The organism is Streptomyces sp. TLI_105, from assembly GCF_900105415.1.
Classification (GTDB): domain Bacteria; phylum Actinomycetota; class Actinomycetes; order Streptomycetales; family Streptomycetaceae; genus Streptomyces.
Genome location: NZ_FNSM01000001.1, coordinates 3653392 through 3667313, shown reverse-complemented (window position 1 = coordinate 3667313; position 13922 = coordinate 3653392). Strand labels below are relative to the sequence as shown.

Here is a 13922-nt window from a genome sequence, read left to right as displayed (position 1 = left end):
CGAAACGGACCGGTATCCGAACAGGCGAAGCAAGGGGCCCGGAAAGCCCTCGACGACGTGTTCGCGGAAGAAGGCCGGTGGCCCACCGCAAGCTGAGTCACGAAGGCACGCTCGTCCTCGACAGCGAGGGGCTCTCCAAGCTGCTCGACGACGACGAAACCGTGGTCGCGCTGGTCATGGAAGCCCGTTCCCGTGGCATGGAGGTCGTGATCTGCGCCCCCGCCGTCATCGAGGCCGTCCATGCGCGCACGAACAGGGCCCGCCCGGACCGGGTGCTGTCCGGCCTGCGGGTCGTTCCGGTGGGCGAAGAAGAGGCGAGAGCGGCTTCGTCCCTGCTGATGGAGGCGGGCTCGCACGGCCACGAGTACGCCATCGACGCGGCCGTGGCGGCCACTGCTCTGCGCCAACAGCGTCCTGTGGCCGTTCTGACCTCGGACATCGACGACGTGGCCAAGCTCTGCGGCACCCGGATCCGGCTCATCGCCGTGTGACCTGCCCCCCGCCTCGCTCGTTCGGGTCCCGTCGTCGTGCGGGCGGCGGGACCGGCTGGTCTGCTGGTCGGGATTCCTTCCCCGACACACAGGAGCAGAGGCCATGGCCGAGGGCGTGATCGTCACCGTCGAGATTCCCGGGGGGACCCAGGAGCAGTACGAGGAGTCCACGCGGCTCATCCAGGCCGCCGAGTGGTTTCCGCCGGAGGGGTTCATCGCGCATGCGGCCGGGCCGGACGGGTCCGGTGGGTGGCGGATCGTCGACGTCTTCGAGTCGGAGCGGCACTTCCTCGACTTCATGGAGAAGGCCAGGCCGATCCTGGAGCGGACGGGTACCCCGCAGATCATCCCGAGCGTCCAGCAGGCCGTGAACGTGATGGTGCGGCCCGAGCCCAAGTGACCGGGTGAGCCGAGGGGGAAAACCCTTTGCGGGGCGAGGTGCGGGAGCGCCACGCTCTCGGGCATGACCAGTCATCCCTCCCGCCCCGTCGCGGAGCCCCGCTCCCTCGTGGAGCCCCGCCCCGTCGCGGACCTGTTCTCCGTCGACGGGCGCCTCAAGGCGATCCCGCGCAAGCCCGCCCGCCGCGAGGCGCTGCTCGCCCACCTCGCCGAGACCCTCTTCGAGGCGGACCGGACCTACCGCGAGCCCGAGGTCAACGAGGCCCTGCGCGCCGTGCACGAGGACTTCCCGGCGCTGCGCCGCTACCTCGTGATCGGCGGTTTCCTCTCCCGTACGAAGGACGGCGCGGACTACCGCCGACAGCAGCGGCCCGGCTCCCCCGGAGGCGCGATCCCCGCCGTCGCGTGACGGCCGCGGTGGTGGCCGGCGCCCTCGCCGGCTACGGCATCGCGATCCCGGTCGGCGCGGTCGGCGCCTACCTCGTGGCCGTCACGGCCCGCACCGACTGGCGCACGGGCGCCGGCGCGGCCCTCGGGGTCGCCACGGCCGACGGGGCCTACGCCCTGCTCGCGGTGGCCGGCGGCTCCGCGCTCGTCCCCGTGCTCGCTCCCGTGACGAACCCGCTGCGGTGGGCCTCCGCGCTGGTGCTCACCGTGCTGGCCCTGCGGGCCGCGTGGGGCGCGCTGGCCGCGTACCGCGACGGCGGCCTCGCCTCCCGCGACGACGGCACGGCCCTGACACCGGCCCGGGCGTACGTCACCTTCCTGGGGATCACGATCCTGAACCCCATGACGGTGATCTACTTCGCCGCCCTCATCCTCGCCACGGGCCCCTCGGCGCCCGACACGCTGCCCGACCGCGCGGCCTTCGTCCTCGCGGCCCTCGCCGCCTCGGCCAGCTGGCAACTCCTCCTCGCCCTCGGCGGCACCCTCCTCGGCCGCGTCCTGACGGGTGCGCGGGGCCGCCTGGGCACGGCACTGGCGTCGAGCACACTGATCGTCGTCCTCGCGGTGCGCCTGGTCGCGCAGGGGTGACGCCGGGGCCGCCCGTTCCCGGGCGGCCGGAGCGAGCCCTGGCCGTGCGTCACTCGGGTCGGTCAGGGCTCGCCGATCTGTCGCCTCAGGAGCCGCCACACGGCCGACGTGTCGGTGAGGCGGTTCATCGGCAGGACCGCTCCTGCTCTTCCAGGCAGCCGAAGTCGAGGAAGTTCCCGGCGTTCTCCTGGAGCCATCGCGGCGCCCGGGCGCGGGTCGTCCCGCCCCCTCCCTCCTCCCCGGGACGTCTCACCCCACGGGATCCGCTTGCCGTCCGGCGGGGTCAGGCGTCAGGCTCCGGGGCTGGTCGATCGGAATGCGGGGGGAATCGTGGCAGGGCGGGGACTCGGGGCAGGGCTGCGGCGGCGGCATCTGGCCATGATCGCGTTGGGTGGGGCCATCGGGGCCGGGCTGTTCGTCGGGTCGGGGGTCGGGATCGCGGCCGCCGGGCCCGGGATCCTCGTCTCGTACGTCCTCGCCGGGGTGCTGACCGTGCTCGTGATGCGGATGCTCGGGGAGATGTCCGCGGACCGCCCGGTCACCGGGTCGTTCGCGGAGCACGCGCGGCGGGCGTTCGGCCCGTGGGCCGGGCTGCTGGCCGGGTGGATGTACTGGGCGCTGCTCGTCGTGAGCGTCGCCGCCGAGGCCGTCGCGGCGGCGCACGTCGTCGGCGGCTGGGTGCCCGCCGTGCCCGGCTGGGCGTGGGTCGCCGTCTTCATGAGCGTGTTCACCGCGAGCAACCTCACGGGCGTACGGAACTTCGGCGAGCTGGAGTTCTGGTTCGCCGGCCTGAAGATCGCCGCCATCGGCGGATTCCTGCTGCTCGGCGTGGTCGTGGTCCTCGGGCTGATGCCCGGCGCCCCCTCGCCCGGGGCCGGGCACCTCCTCCACGACGGCGGCTTCCTGCCGCACGGCTGGCACGGCGTCGCCGTCGGCATCGTCGCCGCCGTCTTCGCCTTCGGCGGCCTGGAGACCGTGACCATCGCGGCCGCCGAGTGCGAGGACCCGGTCCGCGCCGTGCGGGCCGGCGTCCGGGCCGTGATGTGGCGGGTCGCGGTCTGCTACCTCGGCTCGATGGCCGTCGTCGTCACCCTCGTCCCGTGGAACGACCCGGCCGTGGCCGACGGCCCCTACGCCGCCGTCATGGGCCGGATCGGGGTGCCCGGCGCCGCCGACCTGATGAAGGCCGTCGTCCTCGTGGCGCTCCTGTCCGCGATGAACGCCAACGTCTACGGCTCCTCCCGCATGCTGTACGCCCTCGTCGGACGCGGCGACGCGCCGCGCGCCCTCGGCCGGCTCGGGCGGTCGGGCGTCCCGTACGCCGCCGTCCTCGCCTCCGCCGCGTTCGGGTTCGTCTCCGTCGTGCTCAGCATGGTCTGGCCGCGTACGGTCTTCCCGTTCCTCCTCGACTCGATCGGCGCCGCGATCCTGCTCGTCTGGGCGCTGATCGCCGCCTCCCACCTGCGGCTGCGCGGCCCCTCCGTACGGGCGGTCGTCGCGCTCGTGGGGGTCGGTGGGGTGCTGGCGTTCATGCTCGGGGACGCCGCCAGTCGTACGCAGCTGCTGACGACGGGGGCGTGGGCGCTCGCCCTGCTGGTCCTCGCGTGGGTACGGAGCGTCAGGAACGCGCGTACCGGGCCAGGAACAGATCCACTCCCGAGCTGATCACCTGCGTCAGCTCCGCTTCGTCGATCTCGGCGTCGGGGGAGAAGGTACGGACGAGCTGCGGCACGCCCACCGTCGCCGCCACCAGCTGCTGCACGGCGAGCGCCGGGTCGGGCGCGTCGAGGACGCCGCGCGCGTTCAGCTCGGTGAAGGCCTCGACGAGCGGGCCGTTGTTCATGTCGTAGCTGACCCGGTACCAGAGCTGGCCGAGCTGCGGGAAGCGGTCGATCTCGCCGATGACCAGACGGCGCAGCTTCATGATGTCGGGGCGCAGCAGGATCCGGGTCCAGTCGGTGGTGAGCCGGACGAGCGCGGCCCGCAGGTCGGGGGCGTCGGCGATCGTGGAGTTGGAGGGCTCCAGATCGGCGTACGTCTTCGGCAGGACGCCGCCGATGACGGCGAGGAACAGGCGCTCCTTGCTGCCGAAGTGCTTGTAGATCGTCGCCTTCGAGACGCCGGAGCCACGGGTGATCGCGTCCATGGACGCCGCCGAGTACCCCTCCGCGAGGAACTCCGCGAGCGCCGCGTCGATGATCGCCTGGCGCTTGCGCGAGGCCGCGTCCGCCGGGTCCGGGATGATCGGGATGCCGTACTCGTCGATCGCGTCGGCGTGCTGTGCGTCGGCTCCGGCTCCCATGGGCGGTCCTTCGGTGGTGGCGGCTGGAGCTCCCACTATATGAACTGAACGGTTTGGTCTGCAAAGGCCGCCAGGGCGGGGCCCGCCGCGACGCCGATCAGGAAAGCCAGGTTGAACAGGCCGATCGCCAGACCGTGCCGGGCCGGCGGCAGGCCCCCGGTCGCGGCGCCCGTGAGCAGCCCCTGACCGCCGGCCGTGACGAGCGCGCTCGCTCCCGAGCCGAGCAGGACGGCCACCGGCCAGGGCGCGGCCACGGCGAGCACGAGCGCCACGGCCGAGCCGAGCGCGAGGAACACCCGCAGCCGGGCCGGGCCGAGCCTCGGGGCCGCGCGGACCAGCTGCCAGGACAGCAGCGCCCCGGCGAGCGCGGCGACGGACGCGGCGGCTCCCGTCTCCACCGCGCTCCAGCCGGTGAGCGCGGTGACGCGGCGCGGAGCGGCGTACAGCAGGGCGAAGTTGACGGTCGAGAGGGCCAGCATCAGTCCGGAGGCGACGAGGAAGCGGCGGTCGCGGAGGATGTCGAGGGGCGGTCCGGCCCTGTCTCCGGCGGTACGGGGGGTGTCGTCGCCCGGCGCCGGCGCCGGCGCCGGCGCCGGTGACCCGCCCGCGAGGCGGAGCGCCGGGCGCAGGAACAGCAGGCTGAGCAGCGGGAGGACCAGGGCCGCGCGCCAGCCGAGCGCCCCGGCCGCCGCCGCCCCCAGGAACAGGCCGGCGGTGCCGCCGACCGCGCTGCCGATCGCGACCAGGCCCGGTGTCCGGCCCGAGCGGTCCCGGCCGGCGAGCTGGAACGCGGCGACGTTCAGGCCCGCAGCCCCGGCCGCCTCCAGGGCCCGCCCGGCGATCGCCAGGGGCAGGTCCGGCGCGAGGAGGACGAGGAGCGCGCCGAGGGCCACGAGGACGGCGGCGGCCCTGATGACCCCGGCGGCACCGTGCCGGCGCCCGGCGGTGGCCGAGAGGAGCGGGGTGCCGACGGCCATGCCGAGCCCGAAGGCGGTCATGAGCCAGGCGGCGGCCGCTGGGCTGACGCCCAAGGTTCGTGCGGCCTCGGGGAGCGCGAGGCTGGGCCCCGACACGCCCATGGAGGCTGGTGCTGCGAGCGCAGCGAGCAGGAGGCCGGTACGGAGCTCGGCCCGCCGGGCGGCCGGGCTCGGGACCGGCGGTGTCGACAGCGCCGTCATACCGGCATCCGGCCCATCAGGCCCTTCCTGAAGTCGTGTTCCGCCTGGCGGAGTTCGGCGGGGGTGTTCATCACGAAGGGGCCGCTGCGGGCGACCGGTTCGCCGATCGGCTCGCCCGTCAGGACCAGGACCTCGGCGGCCGTGTCCGGCGCCTCGACCGTGAACCGTTCGCCGTCCCTCGCCAGGACCGCGAGGTGGCCGTCGGGGAGGTGTTCGCCGGCCACCGTGGCCTCGCCCCGCATCACGTACACCATCGCGTTGTGCTCCGTCGGGGCGGTGAACTCGGCGCCCGTGCCCGGTGCGAGGCGTCCGTGGGCGACGAGTACCGGCGTACGGGTCTCGAAGGGGCCGGTCACGCCGTGGCTGGTCCCGGCGAGGACCGTGATCGCCGCGCCCTCCGGAGCCACCGCCACCGGCAGGTCGGCGGCCTCGGCGTTCTGGCTCTGCGGCGGGACGCCCTTGAGGCGGGCGGGGAGGTTCAGCCAGATCTGGAGCATGTGCTGCCGCCCGCCCGAGGCGAGGAACTCCGGCGTGGGCAGGGCCTCGTGGACGATCCCGGAGCCGGCGGTGAGCCACTGGACGCCGCCCGCGCGGACGACGGCGCGGTGGCCGCGCGAGTCGGCGTTCGCGATGTCGCCGTCGAGGACGTACTGGATCGTCTCGAAGCCCCGGTGCGGGTGCGGGGGCGCGCCCTTCGCCTCGCCGGGCGCGAGGTCGATCGGTCCCACCTGGTCGATCATCAGGAAGGGGTCCACGAAGGGGAGTTCGGCGGTGGGGAAGGGGCGGCGCACCGGGAATCCGGCGCCCTCGTGGGTGTGGAAGGGGCGGGCTGTGCGGGCGACGGTCCGCCCTGTGGTGAGTGCGGTCATGCCATCGAATGAACTACACCATTCAGTTCACTGTCAAGACTGAACAGTTCGGTTGACAGACTGAACTGATCGGTTTAGCTTCATGGCTGTCGAGCCCGGCATCCGCCGACTCACCCGACTCACCGACTCATCCGACCGACCGGGGGACTCCCATGACCGCGTACACGATCCTCGCCATCTCCGGCTCGCTCCGCGCCACCTCGCACAACACGCAACTCCTCCGCGCCGCCCAGAAGTTCAACCCCGGGGGCCTGGAGATCGAGATCTACGAGGACCTGCGCGAGGTCCCGCCGTACGACCTGGACCTCGACACCCCCGAGAAGCGCCCGGCCGTGGTCAACGAGCTCCGCCGCCGGGTCGCGGAGGCGGACGGACTCCTCATCGCCACCCCGGAGTTCAACTACTCCATCCCCGGCGTCCTCAAGAACGCGCTCGACTGGCTGTCCACCGACTGGACCAGGACCGAGGGCCTCCCGCTGCACCGCAAGCCCGTCGCGATCCTCGGCGCCGCTCCCACCAACTTCGGCACCGTCCGGGCGCAGCTGGCCCTCCGTCAGGTCTTCGTCTGGACGGACAGCGACGTCGTCGTGAAGCCCGAGGTCCACGTCTTCCGCTCCCACGAGCGCTTCGACGCCGACGGCAACCTCACGGACGAGGTCACCATCGAGCTCCTCCAGGGCCTCCTGACCTCCCTCCAGGCCAAGATCGACGCCTCGAAGGCCGACACCGCGAGGGCCGCCGCGTGAGCGCGCCCGTCGAGACCGTCACCGCCACCTACCTCGGCACGGCGACCGTCCTCCTCCGCATCGGCGACCTCACCGTCCTCACCGACCCCGCCCTGGACCCGGCCCCCGCCGACTACCCCGGCGCCCGCCCGCTCCACCGCACCACGGGCCCGGCCCTGACCGCCGCCGAACTCCCGCCCGTCGACCTGGTCCTGCTCTCGCACGACCAGCACGCCGACAACCTGGACACGGCCGGCCGCGAGGTCCTGGCCGGTGCGGACCTGGTGCTGACCACGCCCGAGGGCGCCGAACGCCTGGGCGGCCGGGCGGAGGGGCTCGCGGTGTGGGAGAGCCGGACGGTCACCGCCGGGTCGACGACCGTCACCGTCACGGCCACCCCCGCCCGGCACGGCCCGGAGGGCACCGAGCCGGTCACCGGCCCCGTCACGGGCTTCGTCGTCGCGTACGAGGGCGGCACGCTGTACGTCTCCGGCGACACCGTCCGCCACGACGCCCTGACGGAGATCGGCCCCCGGTTCCGCATCGACACGGCCTTCCTCCACCTCGGCGACGCGCACTTCCCGTCCACCGGCGACCGCGCCTTCTCGATGAGCGCCGAAGAGGGCGCAGCCCTCGCCCGGACCCTCGGCGCGCGGACGGTGATCCCCCTCCACTACGACTCCTGGGACCACCTCGCCGAGGACCCGGCCCGCATCACGGAGGCCTTCGCGGCCCCCGACCTCGCGGGGCGGCTGAGGTGGCTCCGCCCGGGCGTGACCGAGACACTCGAGACCACCTGAACACCACGAGCCAGGAAGGGCCGGCCGTTCATGACCGAGCAGCGCCCCCCGCTTCCCCCGTTCACCGCCGAGACCGCTGCCGCCAAGGTGCGGGCCGCCGAGGACGCCTGGAACACCCGCGACCCCGACCGGGTCGCCCTCGCCTACACACCCGACTCCGTCTGGCGCAACCGCGAGGAGTTCCTCAAGGGCCGTGACGAGATCAGGGCCTTCCTGGCCCGCAAGTGGGCGAAGGAGAACGGGTACGCGCTCCGCAAGCAGCTGTGGGCGTTCACCGACGACCGCATCGCGGTCCGCTTCCAGTACGAATGGCACGACGGGACCGGCCAGTGGTACCGCAGTCACGGCAACGAACTCTGGGAGTTCACCCCCGACGGCCTGATGTCCCGGCGCGAGGCCAGCATCAACGACGTCCCGATCGCCGAGTCCGAGCGGACGCTCTTCGGACCGCGCGCGGACTCGGAGTGCTAGCACCCTCCCCATACCGGTTGCCGAACCGCACCGTATGACGGTCGCTAGGATCCGCCTGACCGAAAACCGTTCGTACAGGGGGAAACTGATGTCGGATCAGAACAAGAAGGTCGTGCTCGGCTTCTTCGAGGCGGTCAGCGGCCGCCGCCTCGAAGACCTGCCGCAGTTCATGGCGCACGACGTCGTCGACCACAACAAGATCATCCACGGTGAGGCCGACGAGCCGGGAGCAGCGTTCGACGGCCTGCGCCGGCAGCTCGCCGCGTTCGACCCGCTCACCGTCCGCGTGGACGAGCTCATCGCCGAAGGCGACCGCGTGGTCGCCCGCGTCACGCAGCGGGGCGTCCACAACGGAACCCACCCGCGCATGCCCGAGCCCACCGGCCGCGACTTCGACGTCGAGGCGATCTGGATCCTCACGCTGGTCGACGGCAAGATCTCAGAGATCCGCGCCGTGAGCGACCGCCTCGGCTTCTTCCTCCAGCTCGGCTGGGACTGGCCCCAGGCCGACTGAGCCGTACGGCGGGGCGTGCGGAGGGTCAGCGGCCCCGGCGCGCCCCGGCCGTCATCGCGACGGCCCCCGCCACCGCGAGGACCGCGCCCGCCGCCATGACGCCCCGGCCGGAGCGGTACGAGAGCACCGACCAGCACGACCGCGCCGACAGCAGCGAGCCGACGCTCGCCCAGGACCCGACGGAGAGCGCCGAGGCGGCGGAGCCGACCGACCCGACCGAGAGGAACGACCCGACCGAACCGATCGACAGGGTCGAGCCGACCGAACCGATGGACAGGAACGAGTCCCGGGACCAGAGCGAAAGACGCGAAGAGGCGGTCATGGGCCGATCGTAGGCGCTCACGCGGCGAACGACTCGGGACCGAACCGCCCCCACACCAGGAACAGGCACAGCCCCAGGTAGATGACGTCCCCCGCGATCGTCGCCCGCTCCCCCCGCCGCAGCCGCACCGTCAGCGCCCCCACGAACAGCAGCACGAGCCCCGTCGCGGTCACCGGCACGAGCACCGGCGCGATGTCGAGCACGGCGGGCAGGACCAGGCCCGCCGCCGCGAGCAGCTCCACGGCGCCGATCGCCTTCAGCGCACCCGGGCTGAACTCCAGCACCCACTGCGCCGACGCCCCCAACGCCGCCATCCGCTCCCTCGGCAGGAACATCTTGAAGCTGCCGAGCAGACAGACGAAGGCCATCAGTCCGGCGACGATCCACAGGGCGAGATCCATGGTGCGGCTCCTTGCTCCGGTCGAGGTGTGCGCTCGCCCCCGAGACGAGACGGCACCCCCGCCCGTGACGCCCCCGCGCCTGAGACCTGGATCACACCGGAGGCCGTGTCACAGGACGCCGCGCCGTCTCGTCTCGGGGACGTAAGCCCACCGACTCGTACCGAACCGAGGAGACACGACGATGGACGCGCGACTCGACTTCTTCGCCAGCCCCACCGCCGGCAAGGCCCTCAAGCACCTCATGGCCGCCGGCCGGATCCTCAAGGACTCCACCCTCCCGGCCGCCGTGCAGGAGCTCGTCTCCCTGCGCATCAGCCAGATCAACGGCTGTGGCGTCTGCCTCGACATGCACACCAAGGAGGCCATCGCGGCGGGCGAGAGCCCCGTCCGCCTCGGCCTCGTCGCCGGCTGGCGCGAAGCCACCGTCTACACCGAGGCCGAGCGCGCCGCCCTCGCCTTCGCCGAGCAGGGCACCCGCGTCGCCGACGCCGGCGAAGGCGTCAGCGACGAGGTCTGGGAGCGGGCCGCCCGGCACTTCGACCAGGAGCAGCTCACCGCCCTCGTCCTTCTGGTTTCCTTCATGAACGCCGCCACCCGCATGAACATCATCAGCAAGCAGCCGGCCGGCGGCTACGAGGTCGGCGCGTTCCACTGAACGGGGAGTGACATGGGCAAGGTCGAGGAGTTCGAGGAACTACGGCCCCTGCTGTTCTCGATCGCGTACCGGATACTCGGCAGCGTCAGCGAGGCCGAGGACGCCGTGCAGGAGACCTGGCTGCGGTACGACGCCTCCTCGACCGTGCCCGAATCCCCCAAGGCGTTCCTGTCCGCCACGGTCACCCGCATCGCCATCGACGTACTCCGCTCCGCGCGCATCCGCCGCGAGGAGTACGTCGGACCGTGGTTCCCCGAACCGCTCCTGGACGATCCGTACGAGGACCCCGAGCGCGCCGCCGAGCTCGCCGACTCCGTGTCCATGGCCGCGCTGCTGCTCCTCGAACGCCTCAGCCCCCTCGAACGCTCCGTGTTCGTGCTGCGCGAGGTCTTCGGCTTCGGCTTCGACGAGATCGCCTCCGCCGTCGGCCGTACGGAGCAGGCCTGCCGCCAGCTCCTCGTACGCGCCCGACGGCACATGCAGGACGGCCGGCCCCGCTTCGAGGCGGACCGCGCCGAACGTCAGGAACTGGCCGCCCGCTTCTTCGACGCGCTCAAGGGCGGCGACGTCGACGGCCTGCGGAGCGTCCTCGCCGCCGACGTCCAGATGGTCGGCGACGGCGGCGGCAAGGCCCCGCAGCTCGCCCGCGCGATCGTCGGTGCGGACAGCGTGGCCAAGCTGCTCGCCGTGGTCTTCCCCCGGATGGCCCAGGTCGACATCACCTTCGAGCCGCACGACGTCAACGGCCAGCCCGGCGCGGTCTTCCGCGACCGGGACGGCAAGGTCCTGCACACGCTGGGCCTCGACATCGTCGACGGCCGCGTCCAGACGATCCGCTCGGTCATCAACCCCGACAAGCTCGCCCACCTGGGCCCGGTCGCCGACGCCTGGGCCCTCAACCGCGAGGTGCGGAAGGGCCTCCAGGGCTAGAACCTCAGCCCGCCTTGACGGCCTCGACGAACGGCGCCCACGCGGCGGCGGGGACGACGAGGACGGGGCCGTCGGGGCGCTTGGAGTCCCGGACGGGGACGAGGCCGGGGGTGTTGTCGGCCACTTCGACGCAGTTGCCGCCGGAGGTGTTGCTGTGGCTGCTGGTACGCCAGCGGGCGAAACCCTCCGCCACTTCGATGCACATGCCCTCGGCAGCGTTGCTGTAGCTGCTCTTGCGCCAGGTGGTGGCACTCAAATCAACTTGGGAGCTTGCCATTTCGGTAGTCCTCTGCTGCTGTTTCGATCATCTTCAGGGACGCCTCAGGTGACAGGGCTGCCGCCCTGAGCCGATCGTATGCCTTCGTGTAGAGCCCCAGGAGTTCCGGATCGTCGATGATCTGGCCGCTGTACATGCCCTCCGTGTACATCAGCGGCGGGGCATCTCCGAAGGTCATCAGCCATGCCGTGCCCATCATGAACGGGTGAGCTCCCGCGTTACACGGAAGGATCTGTGGAATGAAGGTCCGGCGCCGGGCAACGGCCGCGATATGCGCCAACTGCTCGGCCATGTCGTTTGCCCCGATGATGGGCTGCCGCAGGATCGACTCGTGCATGACGGCCCAGGACGCAGGGCCTTCGCGGTCCTCGAAGACCCACGCTCGGGAGCGTCGTGTGATGACCTTCGCCGTGACCTCTTCGTCAGTGTCGAAAGGGCGTGAAGCACGGGCAACAGCCCGGATGTACGGTTCCAACTGCAGTGGTCCCGGAACCAGCGTCGGGCTCCATTCCTCGATGTCGCGAGCCTGGCTCTCCAGCTCAAGGATGTCGGAGAAGTACTCCGCAACCCCCTTCTTCCTTGCCCTGCGAACGTCATCGTGCCGCCGCGCGAAGAAACCGTCCGTCCCCAGGACACGGTCGACGTGCTGAGCCAAGTCCAGCGGCATCGTCCGCTTGCCCCGCTCGATCTCGCTCAGATACGTCACCCCGTAGAAACTGCCCTCCACCAACCCCTCCAGCGTCAGCCCCGCCTCCTCCCTCTTGAAGCGGAGCTCCTTCCCGTAGAACTGCGGGACGCTCGCCGAGCCGTCGATGTCCTTGCGCGCAGCCACCGTTGACCGCCTTTCGCACCTTGCTCCGTGGAGCGGGAAACGCTTCCCACGGTAGGGCGCGGGGCGGCAGCGTGTGAGGGGTTCGTCACCGCACGCAACGAAAGGCGGAACCCCGCATGACCGATGACATCACCCCGGACGTCGACGCCCTCCGTACCGCTCTCGCAGCTCACGGCATCACCCTCCCCTCCCTGGGGGTGGACCTGGTCACCTTCGCCGGGTCCAGCATCCGGCCCCCGCTCGTCGCGCTCGGCAACTGCAACCTGGCGACCGCACGCCAACTGACCGACGTCCTGCGGAAGGCGGCCGGCGGCTGATGCTCCCGCTCACGGTGGAGCTGCTGGCGCTGCCCAAGGAGGTGGCTGAGGTGCGGCGGATGGTGGAGGGGGACGACGTACGGCTGTGCGTGAGCGAGCTGTTGACGAACGTCATCCGGCACGTGGGGGAGGGGGCGCCGGTGACCGTGCGGGTCGTCGCCGCGCGGGGCGGGCGGACGCGGGTGGCGGTGACCGATCCGGACCCCCGCGCGTGGCCGGTGCTGCGGGACGCGGCGGAGGACGCCGAGTCGGGGCGGGGGCTCGCGCTGCTGGACGCGCTGGCGGCGCGGTGGGGCGTGGACCAGGGGCCGTCCGGGAAGACGGTCTGGTGCGAACTGGGCGCCGGGCGGTAGGGCCGGCCCGCTTCGCACAACCTTCTGCCCTCTGGTGTGTCACACATGGGTGGGGCGCGTGGTGCGTTTGGTGTCTTTGAGGGGGGCTGAGGAACGCATGAACAAGTGGACAGCGTATGCCGCCATCGTGACGGGCATCTTGCTCATGATCCTTTACCTGTTCGAGGTCATCAGCGCCTCTCCTTACTCCACCTTCGCCATCCTGGTGGGCGGGGCGCTGGTCGTCGACGGAGCTCGGCGGGTGCGCGACCTCAGGCGCAAACAGGACCACTAGGAACGTGGGTCAGTGAACAACTCCTGGAATGCCGCGCCTCGTGGTGAAGTGGGGCTGTCGGGCGCTGCTCTGGAAAAGGCGTGGCTGTCAGGCGGTCGTGATGCGAAAATCAGTCTGCATCTTGATCCACATCCGCGTCCCGGAGGTCCGCATGGACGTCGCCTCGCTGCTGCCGTTGACCACGGCCCGGTTGTCGCTGCGTCTGTTCACTCCCGGCGACGCCGACGACCTGTACGCCTACCAGAGCCTGCCGAGCGTGGCGCGCTACTTGTACCGGCCGGCGCACACGCGTGAGCGCAGCGAGCAGGTTGCCGCCGAGCGCGCGGCGCAGACGGCCTGGCGCGCCGACGGGGACAAGCTGGCGCTCGCTGTCTGCCGACGCGGTGAGCCCGGCCTCCTTGGCGAGGTGAGTCTCGCCCTGGCCGATGCCCGCGCCGCCCAGGCCGAGATCGGCTGGACTCTCGCCCCAGGTCACCAGGGGCACGGCTACGCGACCGAGGCGGCCGCGGCGCTGGCCGGGTTTGCCTTCGACACGCTGGGCGTGCACCGGCTCTACGCACGGCTGGATGTGGAGAACACCGGGTCTGTGCGGGTCTGTGAGCGCCTCGGGATGCGCCGGGAGGCGCACCTGGTCGAGAACGACCTCGACGGGGACCGCTGGGGCAGCGAGTACATCTACGCGGCGCTGGCCGCGGACGTCGGCGGTCAATCAGGCAGTTGAGCCCGCCGCCGCGGCCGACCGCAAGGAAGAGCACGGCACCGACACGTTCACGGCCA

At 72.0% G+C, this 13922-nt stretch carries 22 protein-coding genes; 15 read left to right on the top strand and 7 right to left on the bottom strand.

Going from position 1 to position 13922, the window contains the following annotated elements:
• The first annotated feature begins 77 nt into the window (after positions 1-77).
• From BLW86_RS16690 to BLW86_RS16670, 5 genes are all read left to right on the top strand, one after another.
• The gene (locus BLW86_RS16690; RefSeq protein ID WP_093874778.1) at positions 78-491 is read left to right on the top strand and encodes a DNA-binding protein; all 414 of its coding nucleotides are present in this window, start codon (positions 78-80) and stop codon (positions 489-491) included.
• A 103-nt stretch (positions 492-594) separates the two neighbouring features.
• On the top strand, positions 595-891 hold the full coding sequence (locus BLW86_RS16685) for a hypothetical protein (RefSeq protein ID WP_093874777.1): 297 nt from the start codon (positions 595-597) through the stop codon (positions 889-891).
• Positions 892-954: 63 nt separating this feature from the next.
• Entirely contained in the window at positions 955-1299 is a 345-nt protein-coding gene (locus BLW86_RS16680; protein ID WP_093874776.1) for a DUF2087 domain-containing protein, read from the top strand.
• On the top strand, positions 1296-1925 hold the full coding sequence (locus BLW86_RS16675) for a LysE family transporter (protein ID WP_093874775.1): 630 nt from the start codon (positions 1296-1298) through the stop codon (positions 1923-1925). The genes BLW86_RS16680 and BLW86_RS16675 overlap by 4 nt, the downstream gene beginning before the upstream one ends.
• 378 nt (positions 1926-2303) lie before the next feature.
• Positions 2304-3590: an amino acid permease gene (locus tag BLW86_RS16670; RefSeq protein ID WP_093874774.1), complete on the top strand. Its 1287-nt coding sequence runs from the start codon at positions 2304-2306 to the stop codon at positions 3588-3590.
• Here the strand turns inward: BLW86_RS16670 and BLW86_RS16665 are convergent.
• The 3 genes from BLW86_RS16665 to BLW86_RS16655 are packed head-to-tail and all read right to left on the bottom strand — an operon-like array spanning position 3544 to position 6274.
• Positions 3544-4227: a TetR/AcrR family transcriptional regulator gene (locus tag BLW86_RS16665; protein ID WP_093874773.1), complete on the bottom strand. Its 684-nt coding sequence runs from the start codon at positions 4225-4227 to the stop codon at positions 3544-3546. The two genes, BLW86_RS16670 and BLW86_RS16665, sit on opposite strands and share 47 nt — an antisense overlap.
• A gap of 35 nt (positions 4228-4262) precedes the next feature.
• Complete coding sequence (locus BLW86_RS16660; protein ID WP_093874772.1) at positions 4263-5405, bottom strand: MFS transporter; 1143 nt, start codon at positions 5403-5405, stop codon at positions 4263-4265.
• Positions 5402-6274 (bottom strand): pirin family protein, encoded by an 873-nt coding sequence (locus tag BLW86_RS16655; RefSeq protein ID WP_093874771.1) that lies wholly within the window; start codon positions 6272-6274, stop codon positions 5402-5404. Before BLW86_RS16655 ends, BLW86_RS16660 begins: the two co-directional genes overlap by 4 nt.
• Before the next feature lie 152 nt (positions 6275-6426).
• Here BLW86_RS16655 and BLW86_RS16650 point away from each other — a divergent pair, with 152 nt between their 5' ends.
• The 4 genes from BLW86_RS16650 (at position 6427) to BLW86_RS16635 (ending at position 8784) form a co-directional block, all read left to right on the top strand.
• Positions 6427-7020, top strand: a complete 594-nt coding sequence (locus tag BLW86_RS16650) for an NADPH-dependent FMN reductase (protein WP_093874770.1) — start codon at positions 6427-6429, stop codon at positions 7018-7020.
• Positions 7017-7799: an MBL fold metallo-hydrolase gene (locus BLW86_RS16645; protein WP_093874769.1), complete on the top strand. Its 783-nt coding sequence runs from the start codon at positions 7017-7019 to the stop codon at positions 7797-7799. The genes BLW86_RS16650 and BLW86_RS16645 overlap by 4 nt, the downstream gene beginning before the upstream one ends.
• 30 nt (positions 7800-7829) lie before the next feature.
• Entirely contained in the window at positions 7830-8270 is a 441-nt protein-coding gene (locus BLW86_RS16640) for a nuclear transport factor 2 family protein (protein ID WP_093874768.1), read from the top strand.
• Between the two features lie 88 nt (positions 8271-8358).
• A complete protein-coding gene (locus tag BLW86_RS16635; RefSeq protein ID WP_093874767.1) occupies positions 8359-8784 on the top strand; it encodes an ester cyclase in 426 nt (141 codons plus the stop codon).
• A gap of 25 nt (positions 8785-8809) precedes the next feature.
• Here BLW86_RS16635 and BLW86_RS16630 read toward each other — a convergent pair whose 3' ends face one another.
• Entirely contained in the window at positions 8810-9106 is a 297-nt protein-coding gene (locus BLW86_RS16630; RefSeq protein WP_093874766.1) for a hypothetical protein, read from the bottom strand.
• Positions 9107-9123: 17 nt separating this feature from the next.
• Entirely contained in the window at positions 9124-9507 is a 384-nt protein-coding gene (locus BLW86_RS16625; RefSeq protein ID WP_093874765.1) for a DoxX family protein, read from the bottom strand.
• 181 nt (positions 9508-9688) lie between these two features.
• On the opposite strand from BLW86_RS16625, the gene BLW86_RS16620 reads away from it, so the two are divergent.
• On the top strand, positions 9689-10162 hold the full coding sequence (locus tag BLW86_RS16620; RefSeq protein ID WP_093874764.1) for a carboxymuconolactone decarboxylase family protein: 474 nt from the start codon (positions 9689-9691) through the stop codon (positions 10160-10162).
• 12 nt (positions 10163-10174) lie between these two features.
• Positions 10175-11092, top strand: a complete 918-nt coding sequence (locus BLW86_RS16615) for an RNA polymerase sigma-70 factor (protein WP_093874763.1) — start codon at positions 10175-10177, stop codon at positions 11090-11092.
• Positions 11093-11096: 4 nt separating this feature from the next.
• Here BLW86_RS16615 and BLW86_RS16610 read toward each other — a convergent pair whose 3' ends face one another.
• Both BLW86_RS16610 and BLW86_RS16605 read right to left on the bottom strand, forming a co-directional pair.
• A complete protein-coding gene (locus tag BLW86_RS16610; RefSeq protein WP_371129513.1) occupies positions 11097-11348 on the bottom strand; it encodes a DUF397 domain-containing protein in 252 nt (83 codons plus the stop codon).
• Position 11349: 1 nt separating this feature from the next.
• Positions 11350-12201, bottom strand: a complete 852-nt coding sequence (locus BLW86_RS16605) for a helix-turn-helix domain-containing protein (protein ID WP_093874761.1) — start codon at positions 12199-12201, stop codon at positions 11350-11352.
• 116 nt (positions 12202-12317) lie between these two features.
• On the opposite strand from BLW86_RS16605, the gene BLW86_RS16600 reads away from it, so the two are divergent.
• The 4 genes from BLW86_RS16600 (at position 12318) to BLW86_RS16590 (ending at position 13866) form a co-directional block, all read left to right on the top strand.
• Entirely contained in the window at positions 12318-12518 is a 201-nt protein-coding gene (locus BLW86_RS16600; RefSeq protein ID WP_093874760.1) for a hypothetical protein, read from the top strand.
• Positions 12518-12871 carry an ATP-binding protein gene (locus BLW86_RS16595; protein ID WP_177181675.1) on the top strand — a complete coding sequence of 118 codons (354 nt, stop codon included), beginning with the start codon at positions 12518-12520 and terminating at the stop codon, positions 12869-12871. Before BLW86_RS16600 ends, BLW86_RS16595 begins: the two co-directional genes overlap by 1 nt.
• A gap of 97 nt (positions 12872-12968) precedes the next feature.
• Positions 12969-13145, top strand: coding sequence for a hypothetical protein (locus tag BLW86_RS42020; protein WP_177181674.1), 177 nt, complete (start codon positions 12969-12971; stop codon positions 13143-13145).
• A 151-nt stretch (positions 13146-13296) separates the two neighbouring features.
• Positions 13297-13866, top strand: a complete 570-nt coding sequence (locus tag BLW86_RS16590; RefSeq protein ID WP_093878698.1) for a GNAT family N-acetyltransferase — start codon at positions 13297-13299, stop codon at positions 13864-13866.
• The last annotated feature ends 56 nt before the right edge of the window (positions 13867-13922 follow it).

Excerpts from the sequence above, each read along its gene's own strand:
- BLW86_RS16685 (WP_093874777.1), top strand. The coding sequence starts at position 595 with ATGGCCGAGGGCGTGATCGTCACCGTCGAGATTCCCGGGGGGACCCAG.
- BLW86_RS16680 (WP_093874776.1), top strand. The coding sequence starts at position 955 with ATGACCAGTCATCCCTCCCGCCCCGTCGCGGAGCCCCGCTCCCTCGTG.
- BLW86_RS16670 (WP_093874774.1), top strand. The coding sequence starts at position 2,304 with ATGATCGCGTTGGGTGGGGCCATCGGGGCCGGGCTGTTCGTCGGGTCG.
- BLW86_RS16665 (WP_093874773.1), bottom strand. The coding sequence starts at position 4,227 with ATGGGAGCCGGAGCCGACGCACAGCACGCCGACGCGATCGACGAGTAC.
- BLW86_RS16660 (WP_093874772.1), bottom strand. The coding sequence starts at position 5,405 with ATGACGGCGCTGTCGACACCGCCGGTCCCGAGCCCGGCCGCCCGGCGG.
- BLW86_RS16655 (WP_093874771.1), bottom strand. The coding sequence starts at position 6,274 with ATGACCGCACTCACCACAGGGCGGACCGTCGCCCGCACAGCCCGCCCC.
- BLW86_RS16650 (WP_093874770.1), top strand. The coding sequence starts at position 6,427 with ATGACCGCGTACACGATCCTCGCCATCTCCGGCTCGCTCCGCGCCACC.
- BLW86_RS16640 (WP_093874768.1), top strand. The coding sequence starts at position 7,830 with ATGACCGAGCAGCGCCCCCCGCTTCCCCCGTTCACCGCCGAGACCGCT.
- BLW86_RS16635 (WP_093874767.1), top strand. The coding sequence starts at position 8,359 with ATGTCGGATCAGAACAAGAAGGTCGTGCTCGGCTTCTTCGAGGCGGTC.
- BLW86_RS16630 (WP_093874766.1), bottom strand. The coding sequence starts at position 9,106 with ATGACCGCCTCTTCGCGTCTTTCGCTCTGGTCCCGGGACTCGTTCCTG.
- BLW86_RS16625 (WP_093874765.1), bottom strand. The coding sequence starts at position 9,507 with ATGGATCTCGCCCTGTGGATCGTCGCCGGACTGATGGCCTTCGTCTGT.
- BLW86_RS16620 (WP_093874764.1), top strand. The coding sequence starts at position 9,689 with ATGGACGCGCGACTCGACTTCTTCGCCAGCCCCACCGCCGGCAAGGCC.
- BLW86_RS16615 (WP_093874763.1), top strand. The coding sequence starts at position 10,175 with ATGGGCAAGGTCGAGGAGTTCGAGGAACTACGGCCCCTGCTGTTCTCG.
- BLW86_RS16600 (WP_093874760.1), top strand. The coding sequence starts at position 12,318 with ATGACCGATGACATCACCCCGGACGTCGACGCCCTCCGTACCGCTCTC.
- BLW86_RS16595 (WP_177181675.1), top strand. The coding sequence starts at position 12,518 with ATGCTCCCGCTCACGGTGGAGCTGCTGGCGCTGCCCAAGGAGGTGGCT.
- BLW86_RS42020 (WP_177181674.1), top strand. The coding sequence starts at position 12,969 with ATGAACAAGTGGACAGCGTATGCCGCCATCGTGACGGGCATCTTGCTC.
- BLW86_RS16590 (WP_093878698.1), top strand. The coding sequence starts at position 13,297 with ATGGACGTCGCCTCGCTGCTGCCGTTGACCACGGCCCGGTTGTCGCTG.